The sequence below is a fragment of the Klebsiella sp. V115_8 genome (assembly GCF_029967715.1).
Taxonomy (GTDB): Bacteria; Pseudomonadota; Gammaproteobacteria; order Enterobacterales; family Enterobacteriaceae; genus Klebsiella; species Klebsiella quasipneumoniae.
In genome coordinates this window covers 273,656-288,934 of record NZ_JASCAR010000001.1, presented here as the reverse complement: position 1 = coordinate 288,934, position 15,279 = coordinate 273,656, and the positions used below count along the sequence as shown (strand labels likewise).

Sequence of the window (15,279 nt, the reverse complement as noted above, 5' to 3'; positions counted from 1 at the left end):
TGCCACCTCCACGCATCACGCTTATCTCTCAGCATCTATTGTCGCGTCCGTGCATGACATGGCGATGACTGACGTTGCCGCTAACCGGAGTCGCACATGGAATTGTTAATGGATCCCTCAATCTGGGCCGGCCTGTTGACGCTTATCGTTCTGGAAATTGTGCTCGGTATCGATAACCTGGTGTTTATTGCCATCCTGGCGGACAAGCTGCCGCCGAAGCAGCGTGATAAAGCGCGACTGATCGGCCTGTCGCTGGCGCTGGTGATGCGCCTGGGGCTGTTGTCGGTGATCTCCTGGATGGTGACGCTGACTAAACCGCTGATTACTATCGCCGATTTCTCCTTTTCCGGGCGTGACCTCATCATGCTGCTCGGCGGGATCTTCTTGCTGTTCAAGGCGACAACCGAGCTGCATGAACGGCTGGAAAACCGCCAGCATGACGCCGGTCACGGGAAAGGCTATGCCAGTTTCTGGGTGGTGGTACTGCAGATCGTGGTGCTGGATGCTGTCTTCTCTCTGGATGCGGTGATCACCGCGGTCGGGATGGTGAACCATCTGCCGGTGATGATGGCGGCGGTCGTGATCGCGATGATTATGATGCTGCTGGCGTCGAAGCCGTTGACGCGCTTTGTCAACCAGCACCCGACGGTGGTGGTGCTCTGTCTGAGCTTCCTGTTGATGATCGGCTTGAGCCTGGTGGCGGAAGGGTTTGGCTTCCATATTCCGAAAGGGTACCTGTACGCGGCGATCGGTTTCTCGATCATCATTGAGTTCTTTAACCAGGTGGCGCGCCGCAACTTTGTTCGTCACCAGTCGACGCTGCCGCTGCGCGCCCGTACCGCGGATGCGATCCTGCGCCTGATGGGCGGCCGTAAACAGGCCTCCGTCAACCATGACGCCGACAGCCCGGCGTCGGTGCCGGTACCGGATGGCGCCTTTGCGGAAGAAGAGCGCTACATGATTAACGGCGTGCTGACGCTGGCGCAGCGCTCTCTGCGCAGCATCATGACCCCGCGCGGGGAAATCAGCTGGGTGGACGCTGAGCAGAGTGAAGATGAAATTCGCCGTCAGCTGCTTTCGTCGCCGCACAGCCTGTTCCCGGTCTGCCGCGGAGAACTGGACGAAATCATTGGCATCGTGCGGGCGAAAGAGATGCTGGTGGCCCTGGAGTCGGGCGAAAACGTCGCGGCGCTGGCCTCCGCCTCTCCGGCGATTGTGGTGCCTGAAACGCTGGACCCGATCAATCTGCTCGGCGTCCTGCGTCGCGCGCGCGGCAGTTTCGTCATCGTGACCAATGAATTTGGCGTGGTGCAGGGGCTGGTGACGCCGCTGGACGTCCTGGAAGCGATCGCCGGTGAATTCCCGGACGCCGATGAGACGCCGGAGATCGTTATCGATGGCGACGGCTGGCTTATTAAGGGGTCGACCGACCTGCATGCGCTGCAGCAGGCGCTGGGGCTGGATCCGCTGATCAATGACGATGAGGATATTGCCACCGTTGCCGGTCTGGTGATCTCCGCCAATGGCCATATCCCGCGCATTGGCGACGTGGTGTCGCTGCCGCCGCTGCATTTCACCGTGGTGGAAGCGAATGACTACCGGGTCGATCTGGTTCGCGCGGTGGTCACCCGTCCGCCGAGCGACGAAGAAGAATAATCGTCCTGCGCGCCGGTCCCCGTGGGGGCCGGCGAGTTATTCTGTTGCCTCTTGACTGGCCAGCCACGCCGGGAACGCCTCCACCGGCATCGGCCGCGCATAATAAAACCCCTGCAGCACATCGACGCCGTGGTTTCTGAGGTAGCTTTCCTGCTCCAGCGTCTCCACCCCTTCGGCAACGGTAATAATATTCAGCCGGTTGGCGAGGGAGATAATGATATCGGTCACCGTGGCATTGACGCTGTCTATCCCCACCGAGCTGGTAAACGAGCGGTCAATCTTCAGCACGTCCGGGCGCAGTTTTTCCAGCCATGAGAGCGAACTGTTGCCGGTGCCAAAGTCATCGATCGCCAGCTGTACGCCTTTCAGGTGCAGATCTTCGGCCATATGCTGGTCGCCATCCTGCAGGACATCGCGTTCGGTCAGCTCGACCACCAGCTGTTGTACCGGGTTCATGCTGAACCAGTAATTATGCAGGTCATGCAGCAGTAAGCCGTTGGCGAAGTGGCGGGCAGCGACGTTAATGGCGATATGAAATTGGCGGTCGCTGGGAAAAGCATCCAGACGGCGGGCGGTTTCGGCAATGACGTAGCGGGTGAGGGGGATGATCAGATTGTCCCCTTCGGCGATGGGAATAAACACCTCCGGCGAAATCGCTCCGCGGCGAGGGTTGTTCCAGCGCAGCAGGATCTCCACCCCGCAGCAGCGGCCGCTGCGCGCATCCTGCAGCGGCTGGCACCAGAGGGCAAACTCCCGGGCGGAAATACCGAGGCTTATCTCCCGCGAGAAGCTCATTCTTCCGGCGGTGGCCAGCCAGGCGATGCCGGTCATTAGCAGGCTGAAGATCAGCGCCAGCGGCAGCTCGCCGGGCAGTTCTTCGAGGGCGATTGTCGATGCGCCAGGGCCGTTGATGTTGATGGTAAACGGAAACTCGCTAGAGCGTTGGCGATAAATCACCGTTCCCTGCGGGGTATGCGTTTTATCGAGAAGCCCATCGCGGCTGCTAAAATAACGATCGCCAACCTGCAGGCTGACGTCGCTTATCAGGGATGATTTTTCGTTGAGAATTAAGGTCCCCAGCAGCTCGATATTGACAATCAACATCACGCCGTCCTGGCCGCTTTCCGGGGTGGGGTACCACTGGATCAATACCGGCGTCCCTTTAAGCAGCGATTTCTCGGTTGAGAAGAGCAATAAAGGATGGGGGGCTGGCAGCGAGGGCTGCAGCTGGTGTAAATCCGCCTGCCGTTGCCCGAAAATACTCGAACAGTAAACGATACCGTCCTTCACGAGGACGACGGAACGAACGGTCTGCAACGAGGCTGCCATTTTGCGCAGGGTCAGATGGATATCCGGGCAGCGTTTGCCCACCAGAGGAAGCAGGGTGGTGCGCTCCGCGCTCAGCGGGCGCAGGATATTATTTAGCGCCGCCACCCGCTGGCTGGCGGCCGTGCGGATATAGTCTTCATTTTCGCTACGCTGCGAAATAAATCGAATGGCTAAGGTGGCGCCCAGGGTCACCAGGGCGACCAGCAGGCAGACTATAATGCGTTTGCGGCGATAGGCCGTAATGACTTTTTGTGCAGTCTGCATGTGCGACACCCTGTCGACAGGACGAGAGGTTAAGCGTGGCTTATTTAATAGAGCAATTGTAGTGGCAGAATATCGCCAGGTATAGAAAAAAGAAAATGCGCCACGGAGGGCGCATCAGGAAGGCAGGGGCTTTTAGTTACCCTCGCTCCGCGCCTGCGCCCCGGGAGGCGGCAGGCGAAAGCCAACATGTTAGTCACACTGAACTTTAATCGCCAGGCCGCCTCGCGAGGTTTCGCGGTACTTGGCGTTCATGTCTTTGCCGGTTTCGTACATGGTCTCGATCACTTTATCGAGCGAGACGCGCGGTTCGCTGGTGCGGCGCATCGCCATCCGCGCGGCGTTGATCGCTTTCACGGAGGCGATGGCGTTACGTTCTATGCACGGCACCTGTACCTGGCCGGCGACCGGGTCGCAGGTCAGGCCGAGGTTGTGTTCCATGCCGATCTCCGCCGCCACGCAGACCTGCTCCGGGCTGGCGCCGAGCAGTTCAGCCAGACCCGCCGCCGCCATCGAGCAGGCGACGCCCACTTCGCCCTGACAGCCGACTTCGGCGCCGGAAATGGAGGCATTCATCTTGTACAGCGCGCCGATCGCACCGCAGGCCATAAAGTAGCGGATATAGATCTCCGGGCTGACGGATTCGATAAAGTGATCGTAATAGGCGAGTACCGCCGGAACGATGCCGCAGGCGCCGTTGGTCGGCGCGGTCACCACGCGACCGCCGGCGGCGTTCTCTTCATTGACCGCCAGCGCGAACATGTTGACCCAGTCAACGACGTTCATCGGATCGCTGGAGAGCTTATCGCTGGCCACCAGCAGACGACGCAGCGCCGAGGCGCGACGCGGCACGCGCAGCGGGCCAGGCAGCACGCCTTCGGTGTTCATGCCGCGGTCGATACAGGCGCGCATGGTCTGCCAGACATTAGCGAAATAGTCCTCGATCTCTTTTTTGCTGTGCAGCGCCAGCTCGTTCTGCATTACCATCCCGGAGAGCGACAGGCCGGTCTCTTTGCAGTAGGCCAGCATTTCCTGCGCCGATTTAAACGGGTAGGGCACCTGTAGTTCGTTGGCGTTTTCTTTGCCGAAGTGCTCTTCGTCGACGATAAAGCCGCCGCCAATCGAGTAATAGGTCTTGCAGTAGATCTCTTTCTCGCCGGCCCAGGCATGAATGGTCATGCCGTTTTCGTGCAGCGGCAGATTGTCGCTGCGAAAACGCATGCCGTCATCCGCCGGGAAGTCGACTTCGTGCTGACCGTTGGCCAGCAGCAGACGGCCGCGTGTCTCGACGTCACGGATAAATGCCGGTATCGCGTCTATATCGACCGTATCGGGCTGATTGCCCGCCAGTCCCATGATAATGGCGATGTCCGTATGGTGGCCTTTGCCGGTTAATGACAGCGAACCGTAGACGTCAACCGCCACGCGGGTCACTGCATTAAGCAATCCTTTTTCGACCAGGTCATCGACGAACTGTTTACCGGCCTTCATCGGGCCAACAGTGTGGGAAGATGAGGGACCAATCCCCACCTTGAACATGTCGAATAGACTAATCACGATAATACTCCTGACAGGGTTACCGCGGGTGCGGTAACGATGTAATAACTGCGCATAGTGTAAGAGGGAAGCGCCCTGTCAGTTCAACTATTCACATGAATTAAACTAATGGATAACCGCGATTTTACTAATAGTGAGAGCGCCCTCTCATAATCAGTATAGCTAAGGGCGCGCGCCTATCTGCAGCGCCAGCTCGCGAATGATCCCGGCGGTCATCCCCCAGACAAAATAATGCTGGTACCAGGAGAGCCAGACGCGGTGGTCGTTGCCCCGGCGGTGGATATCGAGCGGATGATAGCGCCCGAGGCGCAGGGCCTCGGCGAGCGGCATTTCAAATACCGCGGAGACTTCGTCCTGGCTGGCGTGATAGTGCAGATCCGGCGGAATAATACCCACCACCGGCGTCACCTGGAAGCCGGTGACGCTGTCCACCGGCGGCAGAACGCCAATCACCTCAACCGTCTCCGGCGGGATCGCCACCTCTTCCTGGGCTTCGCGCAGAGCGGCGGCGATAAGGGTCGCATCGGTATTATCTACCGCCCCGCCGGGAAAGGCGACCTGGCCGGCGTGCTTGCGCAGCAGCGGCGAGCGCTGGGTCAGCAGCAGGCCAGGCTGCGGCCGGCGCACGATCGGCACCAGTACCGCCGCCTGCCGCTGATTGAGCGCATGGCGCGAAGGCTGAGGGCGCAGCAGCTGGAAGCGGGACAGAAAATCATCCAGATTGAGGGCGTGGTCCGCCATGGTCTAGTTCTCCAGTTGGTGCAGGATACGATTAACTTTATCAAAAGTTTCCTGATATTCCGCATCTTCCTCGCTGTCCGCGACGATACCGCCCCCGGCGGAGCAATACAGTTGCCCCTGCCAGGCCGTCAGGGTGCGAATGGTGATGCTGGTATCCATATTGCCGCAATAGCTCAGATAGCCGACGCTCCCGCACCAGGCGTTGCGTCGCTGGGGTTCCAGTTCATCAATAATCTCCATCGCCCGTACCTTCGGCGCGCCGGTGATCGACCCTCCGGGGAAGGCGGCGCGCAGCAGATCGCTGGCATGAAGCGTCGCCGGCAGGCGGGCGGTGATGGTGCTGACCAGATGATGGACCGCCGGGAACGGCTCCACCACGAACAGCTCGGGGACCCGCACGCTGCCCGGGACGGCGACGCGGCCGATGTCGTTGCGCATCAGGTCGACAATCATTAAATTCTCAGCGCGGTCTTTCGGCGAGTTCGCCAGCTTCTCCGCCTGCTGCGCATCCGCCAGCGGCGAATCGAGCCGCGGCAGGGTGCCCTTAATCGGGCGCGTCTGGATCTCACCCTGGCGGAGCTGAATAAATCGCTCCGGCGACAGGCTTAAAATCGCCCCTTCCGCAAGGCGGATGAAGGCGCTAAAGGGGGCGCGGTTGGCGGCGTTCAGCTGGCGGAAGGCCTGCCATTCATCCCCGACGTAGCGGGCCTGAAAACGCTGGGCGAGGTTGACCTGATAGCAGTCACCGCTGCGCAGATAGGCCTGCACCTGACGAAATTTCTCGCCATACTGCTGGCGGTTCATATTTGACTGCCAGGCCGAGGTCAGGGCGAAGGTTTCACCCGGCGCCGGCGTTTGCGCCTTCAGCCACTGCAGACGCTGCTGCGGGTCGTCATAGCTGAGCAGCGACACCTGCTGGCGCTGATGGTCGACGATCAGCGCCCAGTCATAAATCCCCACCGCCATATCCGGCAGCGCGATATCGGCCTGCGCGGCAGCGGGAAGTCGCTCAAAACGGCGGCCCAGATCGTAACCGAAGAGCCCCAGCGCGCCGCCAAGAAACGGTAGATCCTCATGGGGCCGCGGCGTGAACGGCTGACGATCCAGCTGCTGCTGAAGCAGTTGCAGCGGATCGTCAGCCGAGACACAAACGGTCTCGCCGTCATCGATCCAGGTCTGTTCACCGCGCGTCAGCAACGTGGCGCGCGGGGCCGCCACCAGGATATCAAAACGGTTATGCGGATGGTCGGCAAAGCCGGAATGCAGCAGCATCGCCCAGGGCGTGGCGCTTAACGGCGTAAAATAGTATTCGGCGGCATCCGGGCGCCAGGGCAGGGTAATAATCGCGGGGGACAACATCTTTCTCGATCCTGAACGTTACCGTCCCTCTGGCGTAGGCGGGGACGGCGTGAAATAATTACGCCCCACAATGTAGCAGGAGTACAAGATGTTTGCAGGTTTACCTTCGCTGAGCCACGAGCAACAGCAAAAAGCGGTCGAACGTATCCAGGAACTGATGGCCCAGGGGATGAGCAGCGGCCAGGCGATTGCCCTGGTGGCGGAAGAGCTACGCGCGACGCATACCGGCGAACGGATCGTCGCGCGCTTTGAAGATGAAGACGAAGACGAGTAATTACACCGCGGCGATGATTTTGATCTCAACTTTATATTGCGGGTTCATCAGCGTCGCTTCCACCGTGCAGCGCACCGGGGCGTGACCGGCTACCACCCAGGCGTCCCAGGCTTTATTCATCGCCGCAAAGTCGCTTTTGTCGGCAAGGAAAATAGTGGCGTCAAGAATACGCGACTTGTCGCTGCCCTGTTTTTCCAGCACCGCGTCAATCTGCGCCAGGGTGTTGGCGGTCTGCTCGAAGGCATCGGCATCAAGATTCGCCGGTACGCCGGTGTAGTAAAGGGTCTGATTGTGGATCACTACATCTGACCAGCGGTCTTCGGCATCAATACGCGTAATTGTCATTTCTCATTCCTCTTTGAGCATTCCATTCGGCAGCGGCAAGACTGCCATAATGTTCCGCTCGCGTCACTACCCGGACTGGCGAAACGCCGTCCTCCCTGACATAATCACTGTCCAAATAACCAGGGGGCAATGTGATCGACGATTTTGCAGCAGACGGCCAGCTAGCCAAAGCCATACCGGGATTTAAACCGCGCGAGCCGCAGCGCCAGATGGCGGTGGCGGTCAGCGAAGCGATTGAGGCCTCCCGGCCGCTGGTGGTGGAAGCGGGGACCGGAACCGGTAAAACCTACGCTTACCTGGCGCCGGCGCTGCGGGCGAAAAAAAAGGTGATTATCTCCACCGGGTCGAAAGCGCTGCAGGATCAGCTCTACAGCCGCGATCTGCCCACCGTCGCCAAAGCGCTGAAATTCACCGGCAAACTGGCGCTGCTAAAAGGGCGCTCCAACTACCTGTGCCTCGAACGCCTGGAACAGCAGGCGCTGGCTGGCGGCGATCTGCCGGTGCAAACCCTCAGCGACGTGATCCTCCTGCGCTCCTGGTCGAACCAAACCCAGGATGGCGATATCAGCACCTGCGCCAGCGTGGCGGAAGATTCCCAGGCCTGGCCGCTGGTCACCAGCACCAACGATAACTGCCTCGGCAGCGACTGCCCGCTGTATAAAGATTGCTTCGTGGTGAAGGCGCGTAAAAAAGCGATGGATGCCGACGTGGTGGTGGTCAACCATCATCTGTTTCTTGCCGATATGGTGGTCAAAGAGAGCGGCTTTGCCGAACTGATCCCCGAGGCGGAGGTGATGATCTTCGACGAAGCCCATCAGCTGCCGGATATCGCCAGCCAGTACTTTGGCCAGTCGCTCTCCAGCCGCCAGCTGCTGGATCTGGCGAAAGACATCACCATTGCCTACCGCACCGAACTGAAAGACACCCAGCAGCTGCAAAAATGCGCCGACCGCCTCGCGCAAAGCGCCCAGGATTTTCGCCTGCAGCTGGGGGACCCGGGCTACCGCGGCAACCTGCGCGAGCTGCTGGCGGACAGCCACATTCAGCGGGCGCTGCTGCTGCTCGATGATGTTCTTGAACTGTGTTACGACGTCGCCAAACTTTCGCTGGGGCGCTCGGCGCTGCTCGACGCCGCCTTTGAGCGCGCCACGCTTTATCGCGGGCGTCTGAAGCGGCTGAAAGAGATCAATCAGCCGGGCTACAGCTACTGGTATGAGTGCACCTCGCGCCACTTTACCCTTGCGCTGACGCCGTTGACCGTGGCCGAGAAGTTTAAAGAGGTGATGGCGCAGAAGTCGGGAAGCTGGATCTTTACCTCGGCGACGCTGTCGGTAAATGACGATCTACACCACTTCACCGCCCGGCTGGGGATCGACGAGGCGCAGACTCTGCTGCTGCCTAGCCCCTTTGACTATCAGCATCAGGCGCTGCTCTGCGTACCGCGTAATCTACCGCTGCCGAACCAGCCCGGCGCGGCTCGCCATCTGGCGGCCATGCTTAAACCGCTGATCGAGGCTAACGACGGTCGCTGCTTTATGCTGTGTACTTCGCACGCCATGATGCGCGATCTGGCGGAGCAGTTCCGCGCCACCATGACCCTGCCGGTGCTGCTGCAGGGCGAGACCAGTAAAGGCCAGCTGCTGCAGCAGTTCGTCAACGCCGGCAACGCCCTGCTGGTGGCCACCAGCAGCTTCTGGGAAGGGGTCGATGTGCGCGGAGACGCGCTGTCGCTGGTGATCATCGATAAGCTGCCGTTTACCTCGCCGGACGACCCGCTGCTGAAAGCGCGGATGGAAGATTGCCGGCTACGCGGCGGCGATCCGTTCGATGAAGTGCAGCTCCCGGACGCGGTGATCACCCTCAAGCAGGGGGTGGGCCGGCTGATCCGCGATATCGACGACCGTGGGGTGCTGGTTATCTGTGACAACCGGCTGGTGATGCGCCCTTACGGCGCGGTGTTCCTGGCCAGCCTGCCGCCCGCGCCGCGGACCCGCGATATCCGCCGGGCGGTGCGCTTCCTCGCCGTGCCGCCGGCAAGGTAATCCGCCCTAAAATGTGTTAAGCTGCGCGCCATTTTGTTAATTAGCGGTTCCCACTAGACTTCGGGCGGTGTGGCGACGGATTGACCGTCTGCCGGTAAACAGGCTGCCTGAAGGCCTGAACTATGTAACGAGAGCGTGACCACCCATGCGAATTTTGGCTATCGATACCGCCACAGAGGCCTGCTCCGCGGCGCTGTGGAATGATGGCACCCTTAGTGCTCATTTCGAAATTTGTCCCCGCGAACACACCCAACGTATCCTGCCGCTGGTGCAGGAGGTTCTCACCGAGAGCGGCACCACCCTGACCGAGCTGGACGCGCTGGCCTTTGGCCGCGGCCCGGGCAGCTTTACCGGCGTGCGTATCGGCATCGGTATCGCCCAGGGGCTGGCGCTCGGCGCGGAGCTGCCGATGATCGGCGTTTCCACGCTGGCCACCATGGCACAGGGCGCCTGGCGCAAAACCGGCGCCACCCGCGTGCTGGCGGCGATTGACGCCAGGATGGGTGAAGTCTATTGGGCTGAGTACCAGCGCGACGAGCAGGGCGTCTGGCACGGCGAAGAGACGGAAGCGGTGCTCAAACCGGACGCGGTGGCCGAACGGCTGGCGCAGCTTTCCGGCGAATGGGCCACCGTCGGCACCGGCTGGCAGGCGTGGCCGGATCTGGCGAAAGAGAGCGGACTGACCTTAAGCAGCGGCGAAATTGATCTGCCGGCGGCAGAGGATATGCTGCCGTTAGCCTGTTATCTGCTGGCGGCAGGGAAAACCGTGGCCGTGGAGAAAGCGGAGCCGGTTTATTTGCGTAACGAGGTGGCGTGGAAGAAACTTCCGGGCCGCGAGTGAATCTCAGTAACAAGAAGACTGAGAAAAGGAGTCGCATCATGGCGGGTCAAAAACAGGGCGTTCGCTGGCTGCTGGCCGCGGCGGTTGCCGTTGCGCTGAGCGGCTGCGTATCGGTGCCGGATGCCATCAAAGGCACCAGCCCCACGCCGCAGCAGGATTTGGTGCGGGTGATGAACGCCCCGCAGCTGTACGTTGGTCAGGAAGCGCGCTTTGGCGGCAAGGTGGTCAACGTGCAGAACCAGCAGGGTAAAACCCGCTTAGAAATCGCTACCGTGCCGCTGGACAGCGGTGCGCGACCGGAACTGGGCGAACCCTCGCGCGGGCGAATCTTTGCCGATGTTAACGGCTTCCTCGATCCGGTGGACTTCCGGGGTCAGCTGGTGACCGTGGTCGGGCCGATTGCCGGGGTGGTCGACGGCAAAGTGGGTAGCACGCCCTACAAATTTATGCTGATGAACGCCACCGGCTACAAACGCTGGAACGTGGTGCAGCAGGTGGTGATGCCCCCGCAGCCCATCGACCCGTGGATGCTGGGTCCCCGCCCCTGGGGGTACGGCTATGGCGGATGGGGATGGTACAACCCCGGCCCTGCTGAGGTAAGAAACGTTGTAACTGAATGATTTTGTTGTTTTTGTTAGTTCAAAGAAACAGCGGCCAGTCCGCTGTTTCTTTGTTTTCAGTCGAATAAGAAAAAAAATAGTGACGCGCTTCGCAACCTGCTCATTGCCTAATTAATAAACTGGTACGCTGAGTTAATATAATGTTAACAAAATGTATTTCCCAGGGGCTGTGATGACGACGAATAACTATTTCAGAGGTGATGCAGTGAAAAAGGTTTGGCTAAACCGTTATCCCGCAGATGTTCCGGCGGAGATAAATCCTGACCGCTATCAATCCCTGGTTGAACTGTTTGAACATGCCACCACCCGCTACGCCGACCAACCGGCGTTTATCAATATGGGTGAAGTGATGACCTACCGTAAGCTGGAAGAGCGCAGTCGCGCCTTCGCCGCTTACCTTCAGGAGGGCTTAGGGTTACAGAAGGGCGATCGGGTGGCCCTGATGATGCCTAACCTGCTGCAGTATCCGGTGGCCCTGTTTGGCATCCTGCGCGCCGGGATGATCGTGGTCAACGTCAACCCCTTATATACCCCGCGGGAACTGGAGCATCAGCTCAACGACAGCGGCGCGGCGGCGATCGTCATCGTCTCCAACTTTGCCCATACCCTGGAAAAAGTGGTGGCGAAGACCCAGGTGAAACACGTGATCCTGACGCGCATGGGCGATCAGCTCTCCACCGCCAAAGGCACGCTGGTGAACTTTGTGGTCAAGTACATCAAGCGCCTGGTGCCGAAGTACCATCTGCCGGATGCCATCTCGTTTCGCAGCGCGCTGCAGCACGGCTATCGCATGCAGTACGTGAAGCCGGAGATCGTAGCGGAAGATCTGGCGTTTCTGCAGTACACCGGGGGCACTACCGGGGTGGCTAAAGGGGCGATGCTGACCCATCGCAACATGCTGGCCAACCTCGAGCAGGTCAATGCCACCTACGGCCCGCTGCTGCATCGCGGCAAAGAGTTCGTGGTGACCGCGCTGCCGCTGTATCACATTTTCGCCCTCACCATGAACTGCCTGCTGTTTATCGAGCTGGGCGGGCAGAATCTGCTGATCACCAACCCGCGCGACATACCCGGACTGGTGAAGGAGCTGGCGAAATATCCCTTTACCGCCATGACCGGGGTCAATACCCTGTTCAACGCCTTGCTGAACAACAAAGAGTTCCAGCAGCTTGATTTCTCCTCGCTGCACCTCTCCGCCGGCGGCGGCATGCCGGTGCAGCAGGCGGTGGCTGAGCGCTGGGTGAAACTGACCGGGCAATATCTGCTTGAGGGCTACGGACTGACCGAGTGTTCGCCTCTGGTCAGCGTCAACCCCCACGATATCGACTACCACAGCGGCAGCATTGGTCTGCCGGTGCCTTCCACCGAAGCCAAACTGGTGGATGATGACGATAACGAAGTGGCGCCGGGCCAGCCTGGCGAACTCTGTATCAAGGGGCCGCAGGTGATGCTGGGCTACTGGCAGCGACCTGACGCGACGGATGAGATCATCAAGAACGGCTGGCTGCACACCGGGGATATCGCGGTGATGGATGAAGAGGGGTTCCTGCGCATCGTCGATCGGAAAAAAGATATGATCCTGGTGTCGGGTTTTAACGTCTATCCGAATGAAATCGAAGATGTGGTCATGCAGCACAGCGGCGTGCTGGAGGTGGCGGCCATCGGCGTGCCGTCCGGCAGCAGCGGCGAAGCGGTGAAGATCTTCGTGGTGAAGAAAGATGCCGCGTTAACCGAAGAAGCGCTGATTACGTTCTGCCGACGCCATTTGACCGGCTATAAGGTGCCGAAACTGGTGGAATTCCGTGACGAACTGCCGAAATCCAACGTCGGGAAAATTTTGCGGCGAGAACTGCGTGACGAAGCGCGCGCTAAAGTGGACAATAAAGGCTGAGTAACGAATGAGTCGCCAGACGCCGGCTACGCCGGCGTTTTTTATGGGCGCAAGTTAAGAGAGTATGCTTTGAACTATCAGATGATCACCACCGACGATGGCCTGCGCGCTGTCTGCGAAGCGGCAAGCGCGGCCTCCGCCGTCGCTCTGGATACGGAATTTGTCCGTACCCGCACCTATTACCCGCAGCTGGGCCTGCTGCAGCTGTTCGACGGCCACCAGGTCTCTCTGATCGATCCCTTGACGATTAACGACTGGGCGCCGATGCGCGACCTGCTGCTCAATCCGGATGTGACCAAATATCTGCATGCCGGCAGCGAAGATTTAGAAGTCTTCCTCAACGCGTTCAACCTGATGCCGCAGCCGCTGATCGACACCCAGATCCTGGCGGCTTTCTGCGGTCGGCCGATGTCCTGGGGCTTTGCCTCGATGGTGGAAGAGTATTCCGGGGTCGCGCTGGACAAAAGCGAATCCCGCACCGACTGGCTGGCGCGACCGCTGACCGAGCGTCAGTGTGAATACGCTGCGGCCGACGTCTGGTACCTGCTGCCGATCGCCAGCCAATTAATGGCGGAGACCGATCGCGCGGGCTGGCTATCGGCGGCACTGGACGAATGTCGCCTGATGCAGCAGCGCCGTCAGGAGGTGGTCGACCCGGCCGAGGCCTGGCGCGATATCGGCAACGCCTGGCAGCTGCGTACCCGCCAGCTGGGCTGCCTGCAGCTGCTGGCGGAGTGGCGTCTGCGCAAAGCGCGTGAGCGTGACCTGGCGGTGAACTTTGTGGTGCGGGAAGAGCATCTGTGGAGCGTGGCGCGCTATATGCCCACCAGCCTCGGCGAGCTCGACAGCCTCGGGTTGTCCGGTAGCGAAATTCGCTTCCATGGCAAAACGCTGATCGGCCTGGTCGAGAAAGCCCAGGCGCTGCCGGAGTCGTCGCTGCCGGCGCCGCTGCAGAATCTGATCGACATGCCGGGCTACCGCAAAGCCTTTAAAGAGATTAAAGCGCTGGTGCAGGAAGTGAGCGCGGAGAAGGGCGTAAGCGCGGAGCTGCTGGCGTCGCGTCGACAGATCAACCAGCTGCTGAACTGGCACTGGCAGCTGAAAACGCAGGCCGCTGAGCCTGAGCTGATTTCCGGTTGGCGTGGTGAGCTGATGGGCGAACGGCTGAAGAGGCTGTTAAACGACTATCCGCGCTAGCGGGCGGTCTGGTTCAGGGTATAAAAAAACCGGCGGCGCGTGGCGTAGCCGGTTTTTTTTCAGGATGGAACAGCAGGTCAGGGTTTCGACTCTTCCGTTTCGGGTAGGGTCACGTTCAGCTCAAGAATGGAAATATCACCGTCCCGTTGCTCAAGCTGCACGCTGACCATCTCCGGGTCGATCTGCACGTATTTACAGATCACTTCCAGGATATCTTTGCGCAACTGCGGCAGGTAATGCGGCTCCGCGTCCCCGCGGCGGCGCTCGGCGACGATGATTTGCAGGCGTTCTTTCGCAATATTAGCCGTGTTCTTTTTTCGCGAGAGAAAAAAGTCGAGTAAAGCCATAATTTATCCTCCGAACAGGCGTTTGAGGAATCCTTTCTTCTCTTCTTCAATGAAGCGGAAAGGGCGTTCTTCTCCGAGCAGACGTTCAACGGTATCGGCATAGGCTTTGCCTGCGTCCGACGCGGCATCGAGGATCACGGGCTCACCCTGGTTGGATGCGCGCAGGACTGACTGGTCTTCCGGGATCACGCCCACCAGGTTGATGCGCAGAATCTCCAGCACGTCTTCCATGCTCAGCATATCGCCTTTATTGACGCGGCCTGGATTGTAGCGGGTCAGCAGCAGGTGCTCTTTGATCGGCTCTTCGCCATTTTCCGCGCGGCGGGATTTGGAGGCGAGAATGCCAAGGATACGGTCGGAGTCGCGAACGGAGGAGACTTCCGGGTTGGTGGTGATAATGGCTTCATCAGCGAAATAGAGCGCCATCAGCGCACCGGTTTCAATGCCTGCCGGGGAATCACAGACGATGAAATCGAACTCCATCTTCTTCAGTTCTTCGAGAACTTTGTCGACGCCTTCGCGGGTCAGGGCGTCTTTATCCCGGGTCTGGGAAGCCGGGAGAATGTAGAGGTTTTCCGTGCGCTTATCTTTGATCAGCGCCTGGTTCAATGTGGCATCGCCCTGGATGACGTTGACGAAATCATAAACGACGCGACGTTCGCAGCCCATAATCAGGTCGAGGTTACGAAGGCCGATGTCGAAGTCGATAACGACGGTTTTCTTTCCCTTCTGGGCCAAACCTGTAGCGATGGCCGCGCTGGAGGTGGTCTTGCCAACGCCCCCTTTACCCGAAGTCACAACAATAATGCGTGCCATAGA

General features: G+C 59.8%; 14 protein-coding genes. 7 read left to right on the top strand and 7 right to left on the bottom strand.

Going from position 1 to position 15,279, the window contains the following annotated elements; genetic code table 11:
- The first annotated feature begins 96 nt into the window (after nucleotides 1-96).
- Nucleotides 97-1,656, top strand: coding sequence for a CNNM family cation transport protein YoaE (gene yoaE, locus QLG03_RS01365; RefSeq protein ID WP_086075451.1), 1,560 nt, complete (start codon nucleotides 97-99; stop codon nucleotides 1,654-1,656).
- Nucleotides 1,657-1,692: 36 nt separating this feature from the next.
- Here the strand turns inward: yoaE and QLG03_RS01360 are convergent, their stop codons facing one another.
- The 4 genes from QLG03_RS01360 to pabB all read right to left on the bottom strand — a co-directional run bounded on the left by QLG03_RS01360 (nucleotide 1,693) and on the right by pabB (nucleotide 6,903).
- Complete coding sequence (locus QLG03_RS01360; RefSeq protein ID WP_121935953.1) at nucleotides 1,693-3,249, bottom strand: EAL domain-containing protein; 1,557 nt, start codon at nucleotides 3,247-3,249, stop codon at nucleotides 1,693-1,695.
- Between the two features lie 189 nt (nucleotides 3,250-3,438).
- On the bottom strand, nucleotides 3,439-4,803 hold the full coding sequence (gene sdaA / locus QLG03_RS01355) for an L-serine ammonia-lyase (RefSeq protein ID WP_004203344.1): 1,365 nt from the start codon (nucleotides 4,801-4,803) through the stop codon (nucleotides 3,439-3,441).
- Nucleotides 4,804-4,965: 162 nt separating this feature from the next.
- Nucleotides 4,966-5,544 (bottom strand): CoA pyrophosphatase, encoded by a 579-nt coding sequence (locus tag QLG03_RS01350; RefSeq protein WP_023290215.1) that lies wholly within the window; start codon nucleotides 5,542-5,544, stop codon nucleotides 4,966-4,968.
- A gap of 3 nt (nucleotides 5,545-5,547) precedes the next feature.
- A complete protein-coding gene (gene pabB / locus QLG03_RS01345) occupies nucleotides 5,548-6,903 on the bottom strand; it encodes an aminodeoxychorismate synthase component 1 (protein ID WP_255987917.1) in 1,356 nt (451 codons plus the stop codon).
- Between the two features lie 88 nt (nucleotides 6,904-6,991).
- On the opposite strand from pabB, the gene QLG03_RS01340 reads away from it, so the two are divergent.
- Nucleotides 6,992-7,177: a YoaH family protein gene (locus QLG03_RS01340; RefSeq protein WP_004203339.1), complete on the top strand. Its 186-nt coding sequence runs from the start codon at nucleotides 6,992-6,994 to the stop codon at nucleotides 7,175-7,177.
- On the opposite strand, the gene QLG03_RS01335 is transcribed toward QLG03_RS01340, so the two are convergent.
- Nucleotides 7,178-7,522, bottom strand: coding sequence for a RidA family protein (locus QLG03_RS01335; protein WP_255987915.1), 345 nt, complete (start codon nucleotides 7,520-7,522; stop codon nucleotides 7,178-7,180).
- A 131-nt stretch (nucleotides 7,523-7,653) separates the two neighbouring features.
- Between QLG03_RS01335 and QLG03_RS01330 the strand changes: the two genes are divergently transcribed.
- From QLG03_RS01330 to rnd, 5 genes are all read left to right on the top strand, one after another.
- Nucleotides 7,654-9,564, top strand: a complete 1,911-nt coding sequence (locus QLG03_RS01330; protein WP_282473558.1) for an ATP-dependent DNA helicase — start codon at nucleotides 7,654-7,656, stop codon at nucleotides 9,562-9,564.
- Between the two features lie 145 nt (nucleotides 9,565-9,709).
- Complete coding sequence (tsaB, locus tag QLG03_RS01325) at nucleotides 9,710-10,405, top strand: tRNA (adenosine(37)-N6)-threonylcarbamoyltransferase complex dimerization subunit type 1 TsaB (RefSeq protein ID WP_048336002.1); 696 nt, start codon at nucleotides 9,710-9,712, stop codon at nucleotides 10,403-10,405.
- 38 nt (nucleotides 10,406-10,443) lie between these two features.
- Nucleotides 10,444-11,025, top strand: coding sequence for a Slp family lipoprotein (locus tag QLG03_RS01320; protein WP_032453356.1), 582 nt, complete (start codon nucleotides 10,444-10,446; stop codon nucleotides 11,023-11,025).
- 205 nt (nucleotides 11,026-11,230) lie between these two features.
- Nucleotides 11,231-12,916 carry a long-chain-fatty-acid--CoA ligase FadD gene (gene fadD / locus QLG03_RS01315; protein WP_085551111.1) on the top strand — a complete coding sequence of 562 codons (1,686 nt, stop codon included), beginning with the start codon at nucleotides 11,231-11,233 and terminating at the stop codon, nucleotides 12,914-12,916.
- 81 nt (nucleotides 12,917-12,997) lie between these two features.
- Entirely contained in the window at nucleotides 12,998-14,113 is a 1,116-nt protein-coding gene (gene rnd, locus QLG03_RS01310) for a ribonuclease D (RefSeq protein ID WP_023290210.1), read from the top strand.
- A 77-nt stretch (nucleotides 14,114-14,190) separates the two neighbouring features.
- On the opposite strand, the gene minE is transcribed toward rnd, so the two are convergent.
- Together minE and minD are read right to left on the bottom strand one after the other, a co-directional pair.
- Nucleotides 14,191-14,460, bottom strand: coding sequence for a cell division topological specificity factor MinE (gene minE / locus QLG03_RS01305; RefSeq protein WP_004103270.1), 270 nt, complete (start codon nucleotides 14,458-14,460; stop codon nucleotides 14,191-14,193).
- A gap of 3 nt (nucleotides 14,461-14,463) precedes the next feature.
- Nucleotides 14,464-15,276, bottom strand: a complete 813-nt coding sequence (gene minD / locus QLG03_RS01300; RefSeq protein ID WP_002910900.1) for a septum site-determining protein MinD — start codon at nucleotides 15,274-15,276, stop codon at nucleotides 14,464-14,466.
- Nucleotides 15,277-15,279: the final 3 nt, after the last annotated feature.

What these genes read in the sequence shown, in the direction of transcription:
- pabB (WP_255987917.1), bottom strand. Translation starts at nt 6,903, where the DNA reads ATGTTGTCCCCCGCGATTATTACCCTGCCCTGGCGCCCGGATGCCGCC.
- rnd (WP_023290210.1), top strand. Translation starts at nt 12,998, where the DNA reads ATGATCACCACCGACGATGGCCTGCGCGCTGTCTGCGAAGCGGCAAGC.
- yoaE (WP_086075451.1), top strand. Translation starts at nt 97, where the DNA reads ATGGAATTGTTAATGGATCCCTCAATCTGGGCCGGCCTGTTGACGCTT.
- tsaB (WP_048336002.1), top strand. Translation starts at nt 9,710, where the DNA reads ATGCGAATTTTGGCTATCGATACCGCCACAGAGGCCTGCTCCGCGGCG.
- QLG03_RS01335 (WP_255987915.1), bottom strand. Translation starts at nt 7,522, where the DNA reads ATGACAATTACGCGTATTGATGCCGAAGACCGCTGGTCAGATGTAGTG.
- QLG03_RS01340 (WP_004203339.1), top strand. Translation starts at nt 6,992, where the DNA reads ATGTTTGCAGGTTTACCTTCGCTGAGCCACGAGCAACAGCAAAAAGCG.
- QLG03_RS01360 (WP_121935953.1), bottom strand. Translation starts at nt 3,249, where the DNA reads ATGCAGACTGCACAAAAAGTCATTACGGCCTATCGCCGCAAACGCATT.
- minD (WP_002910900.1), bottom strand. Translation starts at nt 15,276, where the DNA reads ATGGCACGCATTATTGTTGTGACTTCGGGTAAAGGGGGCGTTGGCAAG.
- minE (WP_004103270.1), bottom strand. Translation starts at nt 14,460, where the DNA reads ATGGCTTTACTCGACTTTTTTCTCTCGCGAAAAAAGAACACGGCTAAT.
- QLG03_RS01320 (WP_032453356.1), top strand. Translation starts at nt 10,444, where the DNA reads ATGGCGGGTCAAAAACAGGGCGTTCGCTGGCTGCTGGCCGCGGCGGTT.
- QLG03_RS01350 (WP_023290215.1), bottom strand. Translation starts at nt 5,544, where the DNA reads ATGGCGGACCACGCCCTCAATCTGGATGATTTTCTGTCCCGCTTCCAG.